This window comes from Fervidicoccaceae archaeon, from assembly GCA_038734945.1.
Taxonomy (GTDB): domain Archaea; phylum Thermoproteota; class Thermoprotei_A; order Sulfolobales; family Fervidicoccaceae; genus ARK-14.
Map to the genome: position 1 here is coordinate 31,659 of JAVYOA010000009.1, position 20,204 is coordinate 51,862.

A 20,204-nucleotide genomic window follows, 5' to 3' on the forward strand; every position below is an offset into this window, starting at 1 on the left:
CACCATACTAAACATAATTAAATGGTCGAGCTAATATCGTTGTTGAGGGTGGATATCTTGGGCCTGGATTTCTTCTTCCGGCCGAGGAGCATAGCTGTTGTTGGAGCTTCAGGAGATCCGAGCAAGCTAGGTCACGATATATTCAAGAATCTCATTTCTTATGGAGGAAAGGTATACCCTGTGAATTTGAAAGAGGCAGAGGTCCTAGGAAGAAAGGCGTACAGAAGTGTAGGAGAAATTGATGATGAAATTGACCTAGTAGTAATTGCTGTTCCAAGACAGCATGTTAGGGATGTGGTTAGGGAGAGCGGAATAAAGGGAGTTAAGGGGGCCATAGTTATAACTGCTGGCTTCGGAGAGACAGGCGAGGAAGCCTGGAAAAAGGAGGAGAGGGAAATAGTTAATGAAGCGAGAAAGTGGGGAATTAGAATTATTGGACCTAACTGTGTTGGAATCATGAACACCTCTGTCGGGCTCAACGCAACATTCATAATGTCGGCAAGACAGGGAAAAACAGATTTCATATCACAGAGCGGAGCTCTTGGAGCAGGTATTATCTACAAATTCGTGAAGGAGAAAGTTGGGATTTCAAGGTTTGTCAGCCTTGGAAACATGGCAGATATCGAGTTTTCAGATCTCCTTATTGACTTTTCTGAAGACAGCGAAAGCAATGCTATTGTTCTATATCTCGAGGGAGTGAGAGATGGGAGAAGGCTGATTGAATCGATAAGGAAGGCTACAGAGAAAAAACCAGTCATCGTGATTAAGGGAGGAAAAGGGGCCTCATCCTCAGAAGCTGTATCCTCGCATACAGGAAGCATAGCGGGCTCCTGGGAAATATACAGAGCAGCCCTTCGTCACTCCGGTGCAATAGTCGCGAAGACAATCGATGAAGCCTTCTCAATGGCAAGAGCCTTCTCGCAGCCATTGCCCAAAGGAAAGAGAGTTGGAATAATTACTAATGCCGGGGGAGGGGGCGTTCTTGTCTCCGATGAGCTCGAGGAGAGAGGTCTCCAAGTTCCCAGGCTCTCTGAGGGGACTGTAAGAGAGCTGAAGACATTTCTCCCACCTTTTGCTTCGTTCAGAAATCCAGTAGATATGATAGCTAGTGCCAGAGGGGAGGACTACAGAAGAGCAATGGATTTAATGTTCCAGGAAGATTCTGTCGACATCATTGTAGCTATTTCAGTTGTTCCTACGTTCGGCGGAATTAGCAGGGATGAGCACGCAAAGGGGGTCATCGATTCCGTCAGAAAGTGGGGAAAAAAGAAGCCAGTCATCGCATTGTTCATGGCAGGAGACATAAGTTCTCCATCCAAGGAGATTCTTGAAGCAGAGGGGATACCAGTCTATGAGAGGCCGGAGGATGCAGCAGCAGCAGTCTGGGCCCTTCATGAATTCTCCCGAATGAAGAGAGGCGAAGGAGCTTGAGTGAAAGAATCCTCATAGATCCTAATCCTCAGAAGCTCCTCTTATTGGGAAACGAGGCCATAGTCAGGGGAGCTCTGGAGGCAGGCCTTGACTTCTTCGCTGCCTATCCAGGTACTCCCAGCAGTGAAATCTTAGATGCGATGTTGAGCTTGGCAGATTCTGTTGGAATCTATGCAGAAGTCTCCGTGAACGAGAAGATCGCCTTTGAGTCCTGTCTGGGAGCATCGTGGAGCGGTCTGAGGGCTATGACCAGCATGAAGCACGTTGGATTAAACGTAGCAGCAGATTCTCTCATGAGCTCTGCTGCCATGGGCACAAGAGGAGGGTTCGTCTCAGTCGTGGCTGATGATCCAAATATGTGGAGCAGCCAGAATGAACAGGATACCAGGCTCTTTGCCAAATTTGCAAATGTTCCCCTAATAGAGCCTTCTTCTCCTCAGGAAGCTCTCGATCTCACTAAGAGGGCTTTTGAGCTCAGCGAAAAATATGGAACACTCATCATATTGAGAACTACAACTAGGCTCTCCCACACAAGAGGGGACGTGAGGACCGGTTTCCTTCCCCAGAAAATTATTGAGGGAAAAAGAAGAGTAGGAGAGTTCAAAAAGGATCCTTCTAGATTTGTTAGCCTTCCCCAGAACTCCAGAAGGCTGAAGGTAGAACACGCTTCTGTTGTTAAAAGACTAGAAAAGGAGGAAGGTGCGAGCTTCATAGAACTTGAGGGAGATGAGGAGGCCAAGGTAGGCATTATAGCTAGTGGAACAGCATATGGGTATGTAAAGGAAGCATTGGAATGGATGGGATTAAGCAAAGTAAGAATCGCAAAGGTCCTCATGCCCTATCCATTGCCCAGAAATCCGCTCAAGGAAATTTTCTCTAATGTTGACAGGATCTTGATAGTAGAGGAGCTTGAACCTGTTATAGAGGAACAGGCAAAACTGCTTGCGTTTGAGGAAGGAATGAGAGTGGAGATTCATGGAAAGGACTTTGTACCAAGAGACTTTGAGCTCTCTCCAGAAAAAGTAGCTAAAGCAATCGCATCTTTCATGAAAAAGGATCTCCCAATAGACTTTGAGGAGCTGGAAAGCAAAGGGAAGGAAGCCTCCTCATTAGCTCCTCCAGTTCCACCAACACTATGTCCAGCATGCCCTCATAGAAATACCTTCTATGCTATAAGGAAAGCGGCGTCTCCTCGCTCGATTTTTCCAAGCGACATTGGATGCTACACGCTTGCCTTTTTCCCTCCTCTAAAGACCGTTGACACAACCGTTGATATGGGGGCCTCAATATCAATTGCCCATGGGATCTCGAGATCTTCCAAGGAAGAGAAGGGAAAAGCAGTAGTTGCAACTATAGGAGACTCAACGTTCTTTCATACAGGGATCCCTGCTCTGGCAAACGCAATAGCAAATGGCTCGGATTTCATATTGGTTGTTCTGGACAATGGCACGACAGCTATGACTGGACACCAGCCAAATCCAGGAAGCACAGAGGGGACAAAGAGGAGACTATCCATTGAGGATATAGCTAGAGCAATGGGAGCTGACTACGTTGAAGTTGTCGATCCTTATGACATTAAGTCAGTTGAGGCAGCTGTAAGGAAGGCAATGGATGTTAGAGGAGTAAGGGTAATAGTAGCTAGGAGAGATTGCGCATTGAAGGTCATCTCCGACAAGAGGAGGAGGGGAGAAAGCTGGAATGTCTACAGAGTTAACGAAGATCTCTGCACGGGATGCAAAGTATGCATAAATGCCTATGGCTGTCCAGCCATCAAGTGGAACAGAGATAAGAGAAAAGCCTATATAGATCCCGAACTTTGCTGGGGCTGTGGGGGCTGTGCCCAGGTTTGTCCTTACAATGCTATAGAGGTGATGAAGTAATGGAATACAATATAGTGATCGCGGGAATAGGAGGACAGGGAGTTCTAACGATTGCAAGGATCATAGGAGAAGCTGCTCTGCTGGAAGGCCTAAAAGTAAGAGTTGGAGAGATTCACGGTCTCAGCCAGAGATTTGGAAGCCTGTTTGCTCATGTCAGAATGGGCAATAGTATTTACAGCGGCTTAATCCCGCTTGGGAAGGGAGACATGCTGCTATCCCTTGAGCCAGCAGAGGCACTGAGGCATTTGCAATACATGAAAAAAGGAGCAATCCTCATTTTGAATAGAAGACCCATCGAGCCTCCCCAAGTCTCCATGGAGCTCTTCAAATATCCTTCTCTCGAGCAGATTAGGGCAATATCCTCAGAGAAGTTTGGCTTAAAAGTCCTTGAGCTCGATGCCAGAGAGATTGCCGAGAAGGCCGGAAACGCAATTGCGCAGAACTCAGTTATGCTTGGTGCTGCCCTCTCTGCTCCAGGCATACCTATTTCAACGAAATCAGCAATCTCAGCATTGGAGAGAACTATCTCAAGGCGATTTGTAGATCTAAATATAAGAGCTTTGGAGCTTGGGATGCAGGAGGGAAGGAAGCTGCTGGAAAAAGTTTTTTGAATTTTATTAGCTTTAAAAAATTTATTAACTTCCTCTTTCCAGATAACTTGAGTGTGATCTATAATGGTCAAACCACCCGTTCCGATATCAGTCAATGAAATACCCTTCAAGGTAGAACTAATAGAAGCATACCTCCATTCTTCTGAGGACCTTGTTGCTGGCAAGGAATATGTGCCAAAGTTATATACAACAAAGCAGGGAGACAAGATAGTTTTCAGGCTTGCCAAGAAGGAAGAAGCCCCAATAATTCTCAACACACTAAAGAAGCTGATGGATCCTCAATACGATAAGGATCTCTATCATCTGGTTGCTACTAGGGTCTACGGTGAAGTTCTCGCATGGGTGCAGTCAAGATATAAAGATGAATATGTCCTGATTGGAGTTCATGATGGAGAGCTGATAGGAGTCTGGAACGCGAGGATGTGGAACAAGGACATAGCAATAAGCCTCCACAGCATCACGTTCAAGAGGCTGGGTGGCATTGGCACAGCAGGATATGCTGCTAAGGCGGAATATGCATTTGAGGTCCTTGGAGCAAAGGAGTGGTGGGCAACTTTTGAAAGTCCGTTCGGATTCAGACTCGGAATGTACTTCAGGCATTACATGAAGCCCTATCCAGAGGTACAGCACGAGCTAGGAGGATCTCCCGTCTTCTACATGACAGCTGACGATTGGTTCAACTTCCACAAGAAGAGAGAGGAGCTGAAGCCATTCTTCGGAACAAGGCCAGTTCCAGAGGATCTGCTGAAGAAGAGCTATGAGCTAAGGCCACCGCAAAAGATAGAAATAGAGATCTGAGCTTAAGACTACAAAGCATAAGTTTTTTTAAATTTTCAGCCGGGCATTTCCTAAGCCAGAACAGATGATATGCTAAAAGAAACAACAACCTAAAAGAGCTCTTTCAGCGCATTTTCGAGGTCTTCAGGTGTATCTATATCTCTCAACGTTCCAGGATCTCCCGTTTCCACACATAAGATCCTATCTCTGTATTTTTCCACAACGCTCTTCAGCCCTCTTCCAGCTTCGCTTATTCCTTTTATCTCGTTCTGAAGCTCAGGCTTGAATATAATAGGATGAGCATGTCTTCCATTAAAACATGCTACAGTAATTGGCATGCTGCTTAGTAGGTGAGACTGTATCGTCTTTTTGATTGATGCAGGACGTATGAAAGGAACGTCACCTGGGTGTATTAAAACGCTCTCTCCTTGATTGACAATTCTCATGCCGACCTTTATTGAGCTGCTCATACCTCCGCTAGCATAGCTTGAGTTAAATGCAAAGTATACACGAGAGAGATCATCTTGATGAACTCCATTTACTATAGCACTGAAGACCCTTTCATGGTCTCTTCCGAGGACCACGATTATTTTCTCCAATCCAGAAGCTATGAATTTTTCAACCGTATGCAGTATGATGGGTCTTCTATTTACTTCATATAGCAACTTGTTTCCTGGAAACCTCGTTGAGAGACCTCCTGCTAGTATAATTGCTGCAATGCTACTTTCTCCCACTTTTCTCCTCTCCCCCCTTCATGATCTGCTCAATCAATGAGGGAACAGCATTCTCCTGAACCCCTTGAGCACCCCTATCGATCTTCATAATTTCGGCCATAACAGCTATCGCTATTTCCTCAGGCGTCTCGCTTCCAACGGCTAGACCAATTGGCGAGACGAGCTTTTCCTTGATTATTCCCGGATCTATTCCACTGCTGATAAGAGACTTCAATATATAACCGAGCTTCCCCCTTCCAGCGAGGAGTCCCAGATATCTGGGTATTATGCCTTCCTTGAAGATTTTCTTGAGCACTTCTGCTTCTAGGTTCCCATCACCGTGAACAATAACTACAAAATCATTCTTGTTTATCTTTATCCTGTCGAGCTCGGTTAAAATATTCGAGGACGCATAGATTTCATCCGCATCTGGTATTTTTTCCTTATTGGCATATTGTGGAAAGTTGTCAACGACAATTACCCTGTAGTTGAGCATTTTTCCCAGCTTAGCCAGAGGCCTAGCCACATGGCCTGCACCTATAATAACCAGCCTCTGCACGGGCTTCAAAACATCAATGAACACATTAACAACACCACCGCATAGCTGTTCAGTTGCTATGACCTCCTCATAAAGACTTTCTCTGAAAAGAGCCACCCTTCTCTCTCCGGGCTTTCTGGTCTCTAGCACCCTCTTGGCTTCCTCTATTACCTTTCTCTCGAAGTCCCCTCCTCCTATGGTTCCAATGACGTTCCCATCCTCGTCAATGAACATCTTTGTCCCCGGTCCCCGAGGTGCCGACCCTGCTTTCTTTGTTATCTCTATCATGGCAACAAGCTTTCCTTGCTCGAGCCTCTCTAGCACCCATCTAAAGAATACAGGGTCACTTGGATACTCACCCATCAACCGGCATCACCTTGCACACATGCTCCAAGAACAAGACTCTTCGATATTTATATATGCTGTAGGCAGTTATAAGTCCTAGCCATATATATAAACCACTATCGTGCCCCCTTCTTAGTAACTGCAGAAAAAGATCATATGCATCCTGCTCATCTCCCCGCAGCAGGGATACGGCACTATCTAGGACTAGCTCATCCAATAAACCCATTGAGGCATATTTGATATATTGAGAACTGGCCCACGAGGTTCTTCTCAAAAGCTCTTTATCTATCTTTGGGAAATAACTCTCATCAAATGAAGCGCACTTTCTTGCAATGCTGAAAAGAGAGAGCATTCCAGCGAGAAAGTCGTCGCCAGAAGGAGTGAATCCACCTCCGGCTCCAATTATCTCTTTCAGAGCACTCCCCGAAGTTAAAAAGTCCCTGTTCTTGCATATCCTTCTCATTGTCTCGGAGCCGAAGAAATTGTTCCACGCAGTTGAGAGAACTACAAATGCTCCTTTGAGAAATTTGAAATCCTCCTCCTCAATTCCTCTGCACTCCTCAATCTCTGGTTCTTTCTGTCTATACAGCTCAGCTTCCGTTAGAAGTATCTTAGTGCTATTGCCTCTTATGGCCTCAGAGGTAACCTCGAGAATTTCGCCAGGCAGGAAAAACGTATCGAGAGGAGATAAGGGGACATTTATGGTAAACGGAGATCTCCATCTGTGGGCAGAGATTAAAACAAGGCCATCGTCTTTTATGTTTCTCAAGTAAACAGTTGTTCTAAAAACATGTTCAATTTTGAAAAGGGAGGTTTGGAAAAAAAATATATGGGAACCATAGCTCGTTGCTTTGATCTCTCTCCAGTACATTACCCTTTTTACGCTCCGTACTTCTCAACATATGCCTTGAATGCGTCCTTGAATAGCTCAAACGGAAACTTGACTATCCCTGCTCCAACTTGCCCTATACCAGCCTTCTTGTGAGCTATCCCTGTATTGATTGTTGGAGTTATTCCTGTCTTCAGCACGTATCTGATATCTATTCCAGTTGGCGTTCCCTGGAACCCCAAGTAGGGTATTGTGAAGTATTTGTGCTTGCTATAAGTTATATTATACATGTTCTTCGTGTTCTCAACAGCGAACTCCACCGAGCCGCCAACCCAGCTTACCACTGCAGGAGCTGCTGCCATCGCAAATCCACCAAATCCAGCCGTCTCGGTTATCGCGCTATCTCCTAGATCTGGATTGGCATCATCCTGTGTAAATCCAGGGAAGAACACTCCCTTCGGAACAGGAGCTGGTGCTGTGAACCATCTATTTCCCAGTCCGCTAACCCATATTCCTGCATCTGTACCATTTCTGGTTAGGACAGTGACTATAGTGCTATATTCTATGTTGTGAGCAGCCAACGTCATTGCTTTCGCTGAAGCCATTCCTATATTCAATGTGAAGAAATTGTTATTCTTCATGAACTCCCATACTCTTGAGAACACATCCTTGGGCACATCTGCCCTCACGAGATATGTTGCTATTTCGTTCATGAACTTGCTAGTTGCAGCAACATATCTATTGTGGCACTCGTCTCCCATATGGAGAGCCTGCTGGATTATCGACTTGAAGTTTATGCCACCCTTATCCTTTCTGGCCTCATCCAGTGCTGCCTTCAGTGCAGGATAAAGTTCATTCCTCATCCAATTCAGCCTAGATATGACCTCGCTGTCATAAGCTCCATACCTGAGTACTTTTCCTATACCCTCATTATAATTGCTAAATGCTCTGTTGCCGAATTTTTTATCTTCAATAATATAGACTGGCATGTTGAAGGAAATAACACCAGCCATCGGACCAACAGCATTGAACTCATGATTTGGTCTAAGTATTACTTCTCCTCTCTCTACAAGCTTTATTGCTTCCTCCTCACTTGATGCCTTCCCCTCATATATCAAAGCACCAATTATTGCCCCCTTCATCGGACCAGAAGCTCTTTCCCAGGTTATTGGGGGACCTGCATGGATTAGCATATCCTCTTTCAGACCAGGGATAGCATCCTTTGCTAATTTTGTATCCACTAAATATGGCTCTGCTTCCATCATTCTTTCTACTGCCTTTTTGTTTGCCTCCTCAATTTTTTCCTTAAGAGACATTTTTCTCACGCCCCTCAAATTATGAACTTTTAAAAAACTAGAGTAGATCTGAGAGCTTCTCCGCCAGCTCTTTTTCGAGCTTTGGCGGAGGCTGGTAGTTCACCTGGACAGCCTTCACGCCCTGCCTCTTGAGATCCTCATAGAATATTCTTAGCCCTACATTTATTACTTTCAAATCTTCATCGAATAGTTTTCTTGCTTGAGACATGCATATCACCTTCCCTGCTTCATATATGCCTTGAGATATTCTTCATAGAGAACATCGAGCTTCTTGCTATCCAAATTTCCTCTCAGGGCAGCAGTTGCTGCCGCCAAGGCCGATATCGCGTTTGTTGGATAGACAAGCACACCCTCCGACTCCAGCTTTCTCACCTGCTCCTCAAATCCCTGGGGGTCTTCCTTAACTCCCAACACATAGCCTATGATAATGAGATGCCTACCATCTCTCTCAGCTATTCTCTTTGCTTCCCTTATAGCATCCAGATGAGCTCCTGCAGGATCTGGGTGACTTCCATATCCGAGCACGAAGTCCATTAGTATAACAGCAACTTCGGGATCCTTAGCTTCATCTATAAGTCTTATCCTTCTGATGGTTGGATCTATCATTGGATGCGCTCTGCCAGCAGTAAATTCTTCCTCTCCTAGATCCACTACCGTATTGCCAACGCTCTTGAAAGGATCTTCGAGCTTTCTCTGTCCCTTTAGTGGGGCATTGCTGTATATCTCTATTCCAAGGAGATCGAATATCATTAGAGCCTCGCTGGTAAGCGTGCCTCCTGTATATAGTGCCCTAATGTACTTCTGCGAGCTTTTCAGCTTTTCATAATGCGGCTTAAGAGAATCTCTCAATTTCCCAAAAGGTATTGTGTATTTTTCCCATATCTGTTCATATGTTGATTGTGAAACCAATCTAACAGCTTCAAGTGCCGTTGCGTGCAGAGTTCTAGCGACACTTACCCTTTCTCCCATTCCTTCAGGTATCCTCATATCAACCTTTCCCATGAAGCCAAGAACGATGGGCTTTTTTGTGTTCTCGGCTGCAAAATTAAGTATAGAGTCCAGCGTTTCCTGCTGCGGCGGCTTTGATACTATTGTGATTATCTTTGTGGAAGGATCCCTCTCCAGATAGAGGAGAGAAAGCTTAGTCATTAGCCCCCCCACATAGTTCTTAACATCTCCTCCCCCAACTCCTAGCCCATGAGAGATTCCAAGACCCATGTTATGAATTAGTGAACTCACTTCCTGAAGACCTGTTCCTGCTGCTGCTATTATTCCAATTGGTCCTCTCCTCACGGCGTTTGCGAATGCTATGGCTTTTCCATTGATTATTGATGTTCCTGCTCCAGGTCCAAGAACGAGAAGACCTCTCTCATAAGCGTATTTTTTCAGCTCAACTTCATGCTCCTCAGGAACATGGTCGCTGAACAAATGGACATGGATTCCTCTTTCGAGAAGCTTCATAGTAACGTCCCTAGCATATTCCCCTGGAACCGAGACTATAGCCAAGTTAGCGTCAGGCAATGCGCTAATTGCTGATTCCAGGTCGAGGTACTCCATTTCTCCACCAGATACCGGGGCGCTCAGAAGCTCCCTTGCTTTTGCTAATGCATTATCCAGCGAAGCATTGTCCTTCGCAGCAATAGCAATAAAGAGATCAGAATCACCGGCCTTTTCAACTTCAGGAAGGAGAAGTCCGAGCTGCTTGGCTATTTCCTTGTTGGTTTCAGTTCCCATTGCCACGATAGCTTCGAGAACCCCGCTGAGCTTTTTCAGCTCCTCGCTTATTTTCATGAGCTGAAGACTATCTCTCATAAGGTTCTTTTCAACTATAACCCCACTTACTCTATCCTGCGACACTATTTCTCACCTATGAATAGCGAAAAAGAGGAAAAAATTTTTAAAAAAATTACTCAGGACCATTACATATCGCGAATATTCTTGCGAAGGCCGATTCTGCTCCTTCCACCTTAATTGGTGCTCCAGATATGAGGCAGCGCTTGTTTAGAACTTTTGATATCTCCCCTCCGAGGTTCTCAGCATGCAGCACTCCTCTTGGGAAAGTGTATGTGTGAAGCACCTGGTAGTTCTTTGGCCACGGCATCACTTCGTCAACAGACTTTCCAAACTTCTCCTTGAAGAGATCTGCAATATCTGGTCTAACTCTCCTAATAACTGTATCGAGCGGGTGGTCCTGGCTTATGGCATCTACACCAGTCCACTTGAGCTGCTTCTTAACACACCACTCAGCAAACTCAGCAGTAGGTCCGGGATGCATTAGCTGATACCTCACAGTATCAGCGGTTGGCTGATCCCATTGATACTTGTGATATCCCGTGTGAATAATCAAAATATCTCCTGGCTTCAATTCGAGGTTGTGCTCCTTCAGCTTCCTCTCAATCATTTCCGATGTGTATATACTCAGATCCTCCACTTCATCACTTATATCAACGATCACTCCTTCTCCAACAAAATGGTCAAGAGGAATCATGTCTATTGATGGGGCTCCAGGGTCAAAATGAATTGGACCATCCATGTGTGTTCCGATGTGCCACGCAGTTTCAATAGCCTGCGCTTGGACTTTGTTCTCAGGAAGAGTCTTTATCCAGTACATCTTGAATGGTGGATATGTTGGAAAGGGCGGCGCATATATACCGAGGGGCTGACTCAAGTCGTAAATTCTTGCCTCGTCCCAATTAATGAGCTTGCTCCACTTGTATTTTGGTTTTGGTATGTATGCCTTTATGTATGGTTTTTCCAACCTAGAAGAATAGTTTATGCTCAATTCCATCACTTCACTTTTTTATTACAATTATTAATAACTAAACTTAACAATTATAAAAGTTTTCCTCTAATATTACCTGAATTCAGGCAGAAAATCCATCATCATAAATTTGGCTCCATTTTAACCTCCAATCCTAGCCTCTTGCCTGCAAAGTTTTAAATTCCCTTACGGAATCTTTTTATTGTTGAAATGATTGCGGGCCCGTGGCTCAGCCAGGTAGAGCAGCGGGCTTTTAACCCGTTGGTCCCGGGTTCAAATCCCGGCGGGCCCGCATCTCATATCTCACTTGCTTGAGCTTGATGCTCTCTGCTCCTTAAAATACAAAGAAATCGATCACAAATCTAAAATAATGGATGGTCAAGTTATAAAGAAGTGAGTGCTTGTCTACATGGTGATTCAATTTGTCAAAAGTGCTCGTAGAATATCCTGAAGCTGCAGTCTTCAAGAATCTATTCGAAGCAATATCAAAGCTACTTGAGGAGGTAAGAATATCCTTTTCAGAGGAAGGAATGAAGATAAAAGCCATGGATCCTAGCAACGTTGCCCTCATCGACGTATCATTCACCCAGGATTCATTCTCAGAGTACCAGGTAGAGAATCCAATGAGCGTTGGGCTAAGCTTGAGCACAGTGCTGAAGGTGATGAAGAGGGCGAGGAGAGGAGACAGGCTAGAAATAGAGGCAGACGAGGAAAACGTGCTCATGAGGCTGATATCCTCGTCTAGAAGAGAATACAGGCTGAGAAACATAGAGGTAGCATCACAGGAAATCCCAGAGCTGAACTTGAGCTTCACTGTGAAGGTTAGGTTGCTATCAGATCCCTTAAAGGTTATTTTGAAGGATGCTGAGCTGGCTGGGAGCAGTGCTGTGTTTGAGGCAACTGAAGATGGAAAGCTGCTTATTTACAGCGAGGAAAGAGGAAAATACAGAACTGAAATAACCAAAGACTCCAGCTCTGTTCTTGAGCTAACGGTAAAAGAGAGAGCAAAGAGCTCCTATGATATTCTCTATCTTTCTAACATTCTCTCTCTGACTAAAGTGAGCGACTCCCTCTCCTTGGAGTTTTCATCGCAGGCACCATTGAAAATGGAGTTCGAGGTAATGGGGAAGGGGAAAATAGTTTATTTCCTCGCCCCAACTCAAGTCTGAGTTTCAGATGGAGTTATTCTTCCCTTTTTTTAAATGAGGAAAAATATAAAATTGCTCTCATTTAAAAAATAAATGATGCTCAGTAGAGGGCCCGTAGCTCAGCCAGGCAGAGCAGCGGTCTTCGGGCATTCCCGTCCGGAGGCTGAAGCTCCAGTCAGCTATCGCTGGCCTGGCCCGTCATGCTATAACTTGACGGGTCTGTTGACCCATTGGGGATGAAATGTGACTGGAATAGGATAGCTTGAGAGAGACCCGAAGGTCGGGGGTTCAAATCCCCCCGGGCCCACCACATATAAGGGAAAAAGGGCTCCTGGCATCTCGGTCCTCCACTTTTCCCTCTCAAATAAAGTAGATTAATTTAGAGATAGATATTATTCTCAATTGAGGGATTGTCCAAATGGTAGAGCCGTGGATAGGAAAAGCAGCAACTTTTAATTACTTCAGCGGAGCATCTCAGGATGGAGCATTTCTAGACTCACTTGTTTTCTCCATTCACAACATTGAAGCGATAATAATCGATCCCATGCTCTCCAAAACATTGGGGAGGGAAAATGCTATCCTAAAGCAAACAAAAGCAGTTAAGCTAGCTCTTTTTGCCAGAGACTTTCCAGCTGAAGCTTTGAGGTTCATATCAGAGCTCGACACACCTATCATACATTACGCGAGGGATAAAGATGCAATATTCTCTGTAGCAGATCTTGGCATAAGACCATCGGTGATCTTGGCTGACGAGAGCATCCCAACTGGCTTAGGATGCATGGGTGATTCTACAGAGAAGGCAAAATGCGTTTCCTCGTCCTCAGGATCATCCCATGTTCTACTCTTGGACAGAGACGAAGACATCTTCTTTTCGAAAGGAAGAACTAAGCTCTTCACAAAGAGAGGGGAAGAACCTGGGTGGAGGGCCGAGATTCTCTCAGCTCATATAACAGCTCTTATCGCTTCTGGTTTTGACGCAGAGAGTGCAGTCGATCGTGCAGAGAGCGAGCTGGAAGACCTGCTCAAATTATCAGGATCCCACTCGAACCCAATCCTTCCCCTTATAAGAGAGAAGGAGAGGATGAGGGCAATTAGATCCGTGAAAACAGCAGTAGATATGATAATAAAGAGGTCCGAGCTTCTGAGCAAAATCTCTCCTGAGGTTGGTATTAACGTTGCAGAGAGCGTCCCATGCTGGCTGATAACTGGAAGGGAAGATGTCGCTGCCGTAGAAGGAAGAATTGTCAGGGTCAAAGATACTCTAAGGCAGGTTGGATGTGTGGAGCTAGGTGCTTCGAGTCATCTTGCTAGAGCGCTGATTGAGAGCTGCCGGCACTCATCTTCCATCAGAGGAGTCGTAAACATAGCATACAGCCCAGAACTGGTGGAGGCATCAAGGAGAATTGGGCTGAAGATAGTATTTGTGGACAGAAGAAAGGAGCCTCCAGAAATCAGGGAAAAGGAAGGAGCTACCATGGGATGGGTAATATCAGAGGCCTATAGAATGCTTGGGGGAGAGGCTCCAGATGCAATTTATGATGTGGGAGATGTAGGAAAAGAGGCAATGATTCGCTTTTTTGGGAGAACAGCACCGGAAGCAGTTGAAAAGCTGATAAAAACAGCAGAGGAAGCTCTCAAGTGATTTTATATATAACGATGAGAAAGATATTTGGGGAATGTACATGCTCTCAAAACATCCTCTGGAGCTTCCTCCCAAGAGACAGCTCTCAAGGGAGGAAATAATGGAGGCCCTGAGGCTCAACATAATTGCTGAGCTTGATGCAGTGAACCTGTACGAACAATTAGCAAACTACACTTCAGACGATAATGTTAGAAAGGTTCTGCTCGATATAGCAAAGGAGGAGAAAACTCACGCTGGTGAGTTCCTTGCTCTGCTGAAGAGCCTAGATCCAGAGCAAGTAGCAGAGCTTGCAGCTGGGGCTGAAGAGGTGAAGAAACTCACAGGAATATCAGCAGAGGATCCCCCCATTTCCCAAGCAGAATTGGGCTCTAGGAACGGAACTTTTTTGGAAGGAATCAGCAAAAAGGTTCTAGATGCAGCTGAGGGAGCCAGATTCCTCAGAAACATCCTTCCTGTCCTCAAGCTAGGAAGAGGGACGGAATTCGTTCAAGTTGTATCATCAAACGGTGAACTAAAATTCTCCCAACTGCATGAAATAAGCCTCTCATTCTCAATAAAGCAGAGAGAACTTGATTTTTGGAAGAAAACAGGACAAATACCCGAGCTGGTCCAGGCACAAAATGCTGGAATAAAGCTGGCTATGCTCGAGGACGACTTCATACTTAGAGGTTCAGAGAAGGAAAAATATCCAGGACTGCTCACTTGTGAATCTGTGCAGAGATTACAAATAAGTGACTGGAGTCAGCCCAACAACAGCGTGGCCGATGCTGCGCTTGCTATTGGAGCCCTATTTTCCAAGGGCGCTCCCAGACCATATGCGCTGCTTCTAAGCCCAAGAGATTATGCAAATCTGCTCAGACATACAGAGAGAACTGGAGTTTCCGATCTCCAGAGAATTAAGGAGATATTTGACAGAGTAGTGATGATTCCAAGCCTTGAAGAGGGAAAGGCCGTAGCCCTCTCTCTGAACAGCGTAGTTGCTGATATTGTTCTGGGCGGAGATACTGAGGTAGATGAGGTTGGGCCGAGGGAAGATGAAGTAGAATATAGAGTTTGGGAAACAATACTGCTCAGAATAAAGTATCCAGCGGGAATAGTTGTTCTGGAAAAGAAGTAATTTTTTTACACTTTTTCAGTTTCTTCCAAGGATCTGCCAGCAGTTTCCTTGCCTTTGCTCATCCAATATACCGAAGCAATAACCCCAAGAAACCAGATGAACGAGTTCAAAACTAGCATGGTCTTCGCTTCCAATAGAATCATTGAACCTACAAAAGCAGAATTGAGAAGCCACGCTACTCCTGTTATGAACCCCGCTGCGGATGCTCTCATGCCCGTGGGAAAGAGCTCTCCTTCCAGCACGGCTATCGAGCCATATGCCCACTCAGCGAATATCATGTTTATGAATAGCGATATAGCAAAGGGAACAAAAGAAGTGCTTTCCAACAGAGCAATTAACGAAATAGACGAGAAGAAGCCAAAAGCAAAGGAGAAGAGCAATGCATGCTTTCTGCTTCTGTCTATCAGCCATATGAATGGCAAGGCTCCGAGCGAAGCTCCAAGATTAGATATAGCAACCACAAGCGGCGCTGATTGTTCTCCGAAAGTGAAGCCTGGAGCATATGGAACGTAATAGGCTGCCAGGTTATAAGTCAGAAGCTGCGATGTAACCACAATGATAAGAACAGTAAATCTTCCAACATAGCGACTCAGGGCCTGTGAGAGGGAAATTGCCTTGCTCTCGCTAGCAATGGAAACAATGTCTCTTCTTCCAGTAAATCTCTCAACTATCATTTCTGCCTGTTCCCTCCTACCTCTCAGAAGGAGCCATCTGGGAGATTCAGGAATATGGAGTCTGGCAATAAACACTAAAATGGAAAGAGAGATGGCAGTCAGAAGTGTGTATATCATGACTGTTTGCAGGTCAGTTGTGAGCTTTGTATAGAATAGAGAGAGAGACGCAATGATTGCAGCCCCAACATTCCAGAAATTGAGAGAGAGCATGAGCATCTTTCCTCTATGCCTAGCTGGCATGAGCTCGGAGAGAGCTGCATAAGATGGTCCGACTTCTGCCCCAACTCCATAGTTTATCAGGCTAGTTAGCAGTATTGCCTCAATGAAGCTGAGCACTCCAGAGTATGTCAGAATTGCAAATAGGGAAGCAGAAATAGTGTATATCGATAGAGAAAGAATGAGTCCAATTCTCCTTCCAACCCTGTCTGAGAGAACTCCAAAGGTGAGAGAGCCAAGCATAAAGGAAAGGGAGTTCACCATTAAAATTGTTGAGGCTCTTGATGAAAGCTCAGGAAGCAAGTACAGTGTAGTTGGAACCAGAGAGAAGAGGACGCCGTCGAGAAAAAGGCTCATTGAAATTATAGTGAAGAGCTTCCAGTGCTCCCATCCAAGTGGAGCCTTGTCCAAGGGATTATCAGCTGTCAATATCAACACCAAAATATCTATGTGTTATAAACAGGTTATAAATGCACCTATAAAATATTTATTGAATGTTCAATCAACAATTCAGCAATCTTCACATTTGTATTTTCCAAACCAAAATTTATTATATATATTCCTACCTTTCATTATTAACAATAATGGTGATAAAAGGATGAACAAAAACAAAACGATAAAGGGTTTTCTAGCAATTGCTGTTCTCGTTGCGGTTGTCAGTCTTCTATCACCAATTGTCACGCATGCTGCTACTGCTCCATCGATTTCTTTCCCGCTTTTCAGCGAGCCAGAAGCTGTGGTTCCAGGAAGCATTTTGAACGTTACTGTTTCTGGAATAACCGACCCTTCTGGACTCAGCCTGATGCTCTCTTCTGGGAACCTCACATACAATTTGAACTACACTTATGAGGTCACTGGAACAGGGCTGGTGCTGCACTCCAACATAGGGAGCATTCAGCCAGGGCTCTATGATGTTCTCATAGTAGCAGGTAACCAGAGCATTTACTCCTACAGATCCGTTGTAGTTTTCCAGGAGTGGCCTTCAAAGCTCAGAGTTGCTCAGTTCACCGATGTTCATATAGGAGTCGTCAACAGCTATCCTAAGACGGAGGATGCCATAGATTTATATTCTAATGCCCTCTTCCTTGCACAGCTTCTTGGAGCCAATGTAATAATTGAGACTGGAGACATAGCAGATACTGCTGCGGTTGCGCAACAATATGTTGACTTTGTGAAGATAACACAGTTCTCATCGCTCCCAACGATCATCCTTCCAGGCAATCATGACTATTCAGGTGATTCCTCGCTAACAAATTGGCGCAAATATATTGGTGCAAACTACTTCTACCTTAGATGGGGGCCCTATCTCATAATAGCTCTTGACTCTGGCGCCACAGGAACAGTTCCACTTGATCAGCTCACCTGGGCTGAGAAGGTTCTCCAAAACAACACTGATGCTTCAGTTAAAATCATAGCATTTCACCACCCCCTATTTAGAACAGACCTCTATGGAAAAATAAATGGCTCATACACAAACATTGCTGCCCTTCAGCAGTACTTCTACAGCTCATGGGCAGATGATTTAACCCTTGCCTCAAAAGTCCTTGAACTCGTCGAAAAGTATAATGTTTCTCTAGTTCTTTCCGGTCACGTGCACAGCGATGGTGCAGTGCTCTACAACGGAAAAACGTGGTTCATTACCACTACAGCTCTAGGAGGGCCCGTTGGACCCATAAGCACAGCACCATATCATGGACATGCTGATTATCACGGCTTCAGGCTCATTGATGTTTATGCTAATGGAACTGTCGTTGTTGTTCCAAAAGCGGACAATCCAGATGTATTTTCTGGACCAACTTCGATATCGGTTGAGAACATATATTCAAAATACGTAGCGACGGATTTTACAGAAGCATGGATACTTCAGACAAACGGAGTCAAGGAGCTTCAGCTTTTTAGTAAGGGAGCACAGCTGAATCTATCCATACATGTTCCCTTAAGCACTATTCCGCAGGGAGCTAAGCTGATAACTCTGGGCAACATATCATCCAGCTCTATGAGCTGCGGCCCAACATCTTGCATAATAAACTTGGTTTTGCCACTTTCATCCGATCAAAATGCGAGAATAATCCTTAGCTCAGTGAACGATACTACACCACCCTCAATAAGCGGGACTCTAGTTTCTCCGAAGAAGCCAATAGCTGGCAGAGACAGCATCACAATCGATGTCCAGGTCTCAGATCCCGAATGGGGCATTGGAAAAGTAGTTCTCATATTCAAGCTGCCCAACGGTACCCAATCACAGCTCCTGATGAGGAGTGTGGGACAGGGATATTATGAAGCAAGCATACCACCAATAAGCGTTCCATACCTCCTCTATGATATTGTAGCTGAAAATGCTGGGGGCTTACAGAGTGAAACTGGCTGGAGCAATCTTTCCCTAACGCTTGCTACAACAACCTCATCACCAACAACAACTTCTGTAGCTACAACAACTCCTTCTCCAACAACAACCACACAGACTACAACAACACCTACTATGACAACAACCACAACAGCTCCAACGCAAACACAAACCACGCCAGCGCAAACTACAACACCTACAACTACAGTCCAGCAAACTACTACTCAAGCGATTGGAGGTGTTGGAACCACTGGAACAATAGCTATAGCAGTAGTAGTAATAGTAATCATAGGAGTTCTGGCAGCTCTTCTAACTAGAAAGAAGTGATATTCCTCAAATAACAATTTTCCTTTTTTGAAAACTGGCTCAATTTTCTCCAGTTTAATTATAATGACCATCAGAGAAAGTAATAGGTAATGTTTTTATACAATCCCATTAAAACTATATTGCAAAAATTGGGGTGAATTTATTATGTTAAATAAAAAAATAATACCTTTCATAACTGTTGCACTGCTGTTGGCATCCATTGCATCTCCAGCAATTGTGGCAAGAGCATCGGAGCCAGGAATCGTTGTCCTCGTGGATCTTGCTCATGGTGAATCAGCCGCTGGTCTAGATATAGCTATAAAGGTTCTTCCCGAAGCTGAATTCTACGTTCTGGTCTCAAGCCAAGATCAAGCGAACTCTCTTTCCCCAATAGTGAAAGAGCTAGCCTACAAGATACTTATCGGAACATTTGATACAATTACAAACGATCTCAAGAACGTCAACGTCATTATAATTCCTCAGCCAACAATGGCTTTCTCACCAGCAGAGATACAGGCCATAGTTAACTGGTTCAACACTACAGCAACAATGCAGAAAGCCATATGGCTTGCGGGAGATAGCGACTATCCGGCACAGGGAGGTAGCCAGGAAATAGCAATGCATCAGATCGACAAGATCGCCGAAGCTATAGGCTCCCACCTAAGGGAGGACTTTGTCTCAGTTGATGACTATGCAAGCAATGCTGGAGCAACATACAGAGTTGTTGGTCTTGTTCAGCCAGATCCAGGAGCAGAAGTTGTTGGATTTGCTGCGCAGAAGGTTCTATTCCATGGCCCAGGAATCGTTGCTTATGTAGACGATCAAGGCAATTGGCACAACTTGAACACGTCGACGCTTCCAAACATATACAGAATTGTGTGGACAACTAGTCAGGGAAAGATTTCGGAGAATCAGCCACAGCAACCTGGTGCTCCTGGTGACCTAGGAAAGACAGCAAGCGCAGGAGATACTGGAAAATACGTTCTCTTGGCTGCTGAGAAAATGATACTTAATATAGGGGGGACCAACGGAACTAGGTTCGTTGTTGTGAGCGGAGAGACTCCAATCGGAGGCTATCAGCCAGGAATATCCACTTCCTACGTTGGTGTGAACCTCGATGGTCCCAGATTCTTCAGAAACCTAATACTCTGGATATCTGGCTATATGGGCGAGCTCAATTTTGTGCAGCAATATATAGCTGACAAGCAGACTTTGAGTACACAGCTCTCAAATTCGCAAAGTGCCCTGCAGGCTGCGCAGCAGACAATTTCGCAGCTTCAGCAGCAGTTGCAGCAGTCACAGAGTGCTCTGTCTTCGGCCAACAACCAGATCTCTCAGCTAACTAACCAGCTTAATCAGCTCAAAGCTTCTCTGAGCCAGGTCAACTCCACAGCCAATTCAGCGCTTCAAACAGCTAGCGGAGCTGCAAGCTCAGGTCTAGCATATGGTGGATTAGCCCTTGGACTGATTGCCCTCATAGTAGCAATTGTTGCTATAGCAATGAAGCCGAAGAAGTGAGAGCTTCTCTTCTAGCAATATTCAATTAATTTTTTAAA

17 protein-coding genes and 2 tRNA genes are annotated in these 20,204 nt (G+C 44.9%); 11 read left to right on the forward strand and 8 right to left on the reverse strand.

What is annotated here, in order from left to right; all coding sequences use genetic code 11:
* Positions 1-57 precede the first annotated feature (57 nt).
* The 4 genes from QXR92_04615 to QXR92_04630 all read left to right on the forward strand — a co-directional run bounded on the left by QXR92_04615 (position 58) and on the right by QXR92_04630 (position 4,720).
* Positions 58-1,431 carry a CoA-binding protein gene (locus QXR92_04615; protein ID MEM0319283.1) on the forward strand — a complete coding sequence of 458 codons (1,374 nt, stop codon included), beginning with the start codon at positions 58-60 and terminating at the stop codon, positions 1,429-1,431.
* Positions 1,428-3,311 (forward strand): indolepyruvate ferredoxin oxidoreductase subunit alpha, encoded by a 1,884-nt coding sequence (gene iorA, locus QXR92_04620; protein MEM0319284.1) that lies wholly within the window; start codon positions 1,428-1,430, stop codon positions 3,309-3,311. The genes QXR92_04615 and iorA overlap by 4 nt, the downstream gene beginning before the upstream one ends.
* Entirely contained in the window at positions 3,311-3,922 is a 612-nt protein-coding gene (gene iorB, locus QXR92_04625; protein MEM0319285.1) for an indolepyruvate ferredoxin oxidoreductase subunit beta, read from the forward strand. The genes iorA and iorB overlap by 1 nt, the downstream gene beginning before the upstream one ends.
* Positions 3,923-3,985: 63 nt before the next feature.
* Positions 3,986-4,720: a hypothetical protein gene (locus QXR92_04630; protein ID MEM0319286.1), complete on the forward strand. Its 735-nt coding sequence runs from the start codon at positions 3,986-3,988 to the stop codon at positions 4,718-4,720.
* A gap of 89 nt (positions 4,721-4,809) precedes the next feature.
* Here QXR92_04630 and QXR92_04635 read toward each other — a convergent pair whose 3' ends face one another.
* The 7 genes from QXR92_04635 to QXR92_04665 form a co-directional block, all read right to left on the reverse strand.
* Complete coding sequence (locus QXR92_04635; protein MEM0319287.1) at positions 4,810-5,433, reverse strand: nucleotidyltransferase family protein; 624 nt, start codon at positions 5,431-5,433, stop codon at positions 4,810-4,812.
* Positions 5,420-6,313 (reverse strand): XdhC family protein, encoded by an 894-nt coding sequence (locus QXR92_04640; GenBank protein ID MEM0319288.1) that lies wholly within the window; start codon positions 6,311-6,313, stop codon positions 5,420-5,422. The genes QXR92_04635 and QXR92_04640 overlap by 14 nt, the downstream gene beginning before the upstream one ends.
* Entirely contained in the window at positions 6,306-7,064 is a 759-nt protein-coding gene (locus QXR92_04645) for a DUF2877 domain-containing protein (GenBank protein MEM0319289.1), read from the reverse strand. Before QXR92_04645 ends, QXR92_04640 begins: the two co-directional genes overlap by 8 nt.
* Before the next feature lie 110 nt (positions 7,065-7,174).
* Positions 7,175-8,440 (reverse strand): DUF1116 domain-containing protein, encoded by a 1,266-nt coding sequence (locus QXR92_04650; protein ID MEM0319290.1) that lies wholly within the window; start codon positions 8,438-8,440, stop codon positions 7,175-7,177.
* 37 nt (positions 8,441-8,477) lie between these two features.
* Entirely contained in the window at positions 8,478-8,648 is a 171-nt protein-coding gene (locus QXR92_04655) for a hypothetical protein (GenBank protein MEM0319291.1), read from the reverse strand.
* Positions 8,649-8,653: 5 nt separating this feature from the next.
* Positions 8,654-10,297, reverse strand: a complete 1,644-nt coding sequence (locus QXR92_04660) for a hypothetical protein (protein MEM0319292.1) — start codon at positions 10,295-10,297, stop codon at positions 8,654-8,656.
* A gap of 49 nt (positions 10,298-10,346) precedes the next feature.
* Entirely contained in the window at positions 10,347-11,228 is an 882-nt protein-coding gene (locus tag QXR92_04665; GenBank protein MEM0319293.1) for a cyclase family protein, read from the reverse strand.
* Positions 11,229-11,419: 191 nt separating this feature from the next.
* Between QXR92_04665 and QXR92_04670 the strand changes: the two genes are divergently transcribed.
* The 5 genes from QXR92_04670 to QXR92_04690 all read left to right on the forward strand — a co-directional run bounded on the left by QXR92_04670 (position 11,420) and on the right by QXR92_04690 (position 15,108).
* Positions 11,420-11,493 (forward strand) — tRNA-Lys (locus QXR92_04670).
* A gap of 139 nt (positions 11,494-11,632) precedes the next feature.
* The gene (gene pcn / locus QXR92_04675) at positions 11,633-12,370 is read left to right on the forward strand and encodes a proliferating cell nuclear antigen (pcna) (GenBank protein MEM0319294.1); all 738 of its coding nucleotides are present in this window, start codon (positions 11,633-11,635) and stop codon (positions 12,368-12,370) included.
* Positions 12,371-12,457: 87 nt separating this feature from the next.
* Positions 12,458-12,659 (forward strand) — tRNA-Trp (locus QXR92_04680).
* A gap of 108 nt (positions 12,660-12,767) precedes the next feature.
* Positions 12,768-13,991 (forward strand): thiamine-phosphate synthase family protein, encoded by a 1,224-nt coding sequence (locus tag QXR92_04685; GenBank protein ID MEM0319295.1) that lies wholly within the window; start codon positions 12,768-12,770, stop codon positions 13,989-13,991.
* Between the two features lie 40 nt (positions 13,992-14,031).
* Complete coding sequence (locus QXR92_04690) at positions 14,032-15,108, forward strand: family 1 encapsulin nanocompartment shell protein (protein ID MEM0319296.1); 1,077 nt, start codon at positions 14,032-14,034, stop codon at positions 15,106-15,108.
* A 5-nt stretch (positions 15,109-15,113) separates the two neighbouring features.
* Here QXR92_04690 and QXR92_04695 read toward each other — a convergent pair whose 3' ends face one another.
* Positions 15,114-16,427, reverse strand: coding sequence for an MFS transporter (locus tag QXR92_04695; GenBank protein ID MEM0319297.1), 1,314 nt, complete (start codon positions 16,425-16,427; stop codon positions 15,114-15,116).
* A gap of 169 nt (positions 16,428-16,596) precedes the next feature.
* On the opposite strand from QXR92_04695, the gene QXR92_04700 reads away from it, so the two are divergent.
* Both QXR92_04700 and QXR92_04705 read left to right on the forward strand, forming a co-directional pair.
* Complete coding sequence (locus QXR92_04700; GenBank protein ID MEM0319298.1) at positions 16,597-18,669, forward strand: metallophosphoesterase; 2,073 nt, start codon at positions 16,597-16,599, stop codon at positions 18,667-18,669.
* Between the two features lie 144 nt (positions 18,670-18,813).
* Positions 18,814-20,166, forward strand: a complete 1,353-nt coding sequence (locus QXR92_04705) for a hypothetical protein (protein MEM0319299.1) — start codon at positions 18,814-18,816, stop codon at positions 20,164-20,166.
* Positions 20,167-20,204 lie beyond the last annotated feature (38 nt).

What these genes read in the sequence shown, in the direction of transcription:
- iorB (MEM0319285.1), top strand. Translation starts at nt 3,311, where the DNA reads ATGGAATACAATATAGTGATCGCGGGAATAGGAGGACAGGGAGTTCTA.
- QXR92_04690 (MEM0319296.1), top strand. Translation starts at nt 14,032, where the DNA reads ATGCTCTCAAAACATCCTCTGGAGCTTCCTCCCAAGAGACAGCTCTCA.
- QXR92_04655 (MEM0319291.1), bottom strand. Translation starts at nt 8,648, where the DNA reads ATGTCTCAAGCAAGAAAACTATTCGATGAAGATTTGAAAGTAATAAAT.
- QXR92_04705 (MEM0319299.1), top strand. Translation starts at nt 18,814, where the DNA reads ATGTTAAATAAAAAAATAATACCTTTCATAACTGTTGCACTGCTGTTG.
- QXR92_04700 (MEM0319298.1), top strand. Translation starts at nt 16,597, where the DNA reads ATGAACAAAAACAAAACGATAAAGGGTTTTCTAGCAATTGCTGTTCTC.
- QXR92_04630 (MEM0319286.1), top strand. Translation starts at nt 3,986, where the DNA reads ATGGTCAAACCACCCGTTCCGATATCAGTCAATGAAATACCCTTCAAG.
- QXR92_04640 (MEM0319288.1), bottom strand. Translation starts at nt 6,313, where the DNA reads ATGGGTGAGTATCCAAGTGACCCTGTATTCTTTAGATGGGTGCTAGAG.
- QXR92_04685 (MEM0319295.1), top strand. Translation starts at nt 12,768, where the DNA reads ATGGTAGAGCCGTGGATAGGAAAAGCAGCAACTTTTAATTACTTCAGC.
- QXR92_04665 (MEM0319293.1), bottom strand. Translation starts at nt 11,228, where the DNA reads ATGGAATTGAGCATAAACTATTCTTCTAGGTTGGAAAAACCATACATA.
- QXR92_04650 (MEM0319290.1), bottom strand. Translation starts at nt 8,440, where the DNA reads ATGTCTCTTAAGGAAAAAATTGAGGAGGCAAACAAAAAGGCAGTAGAA.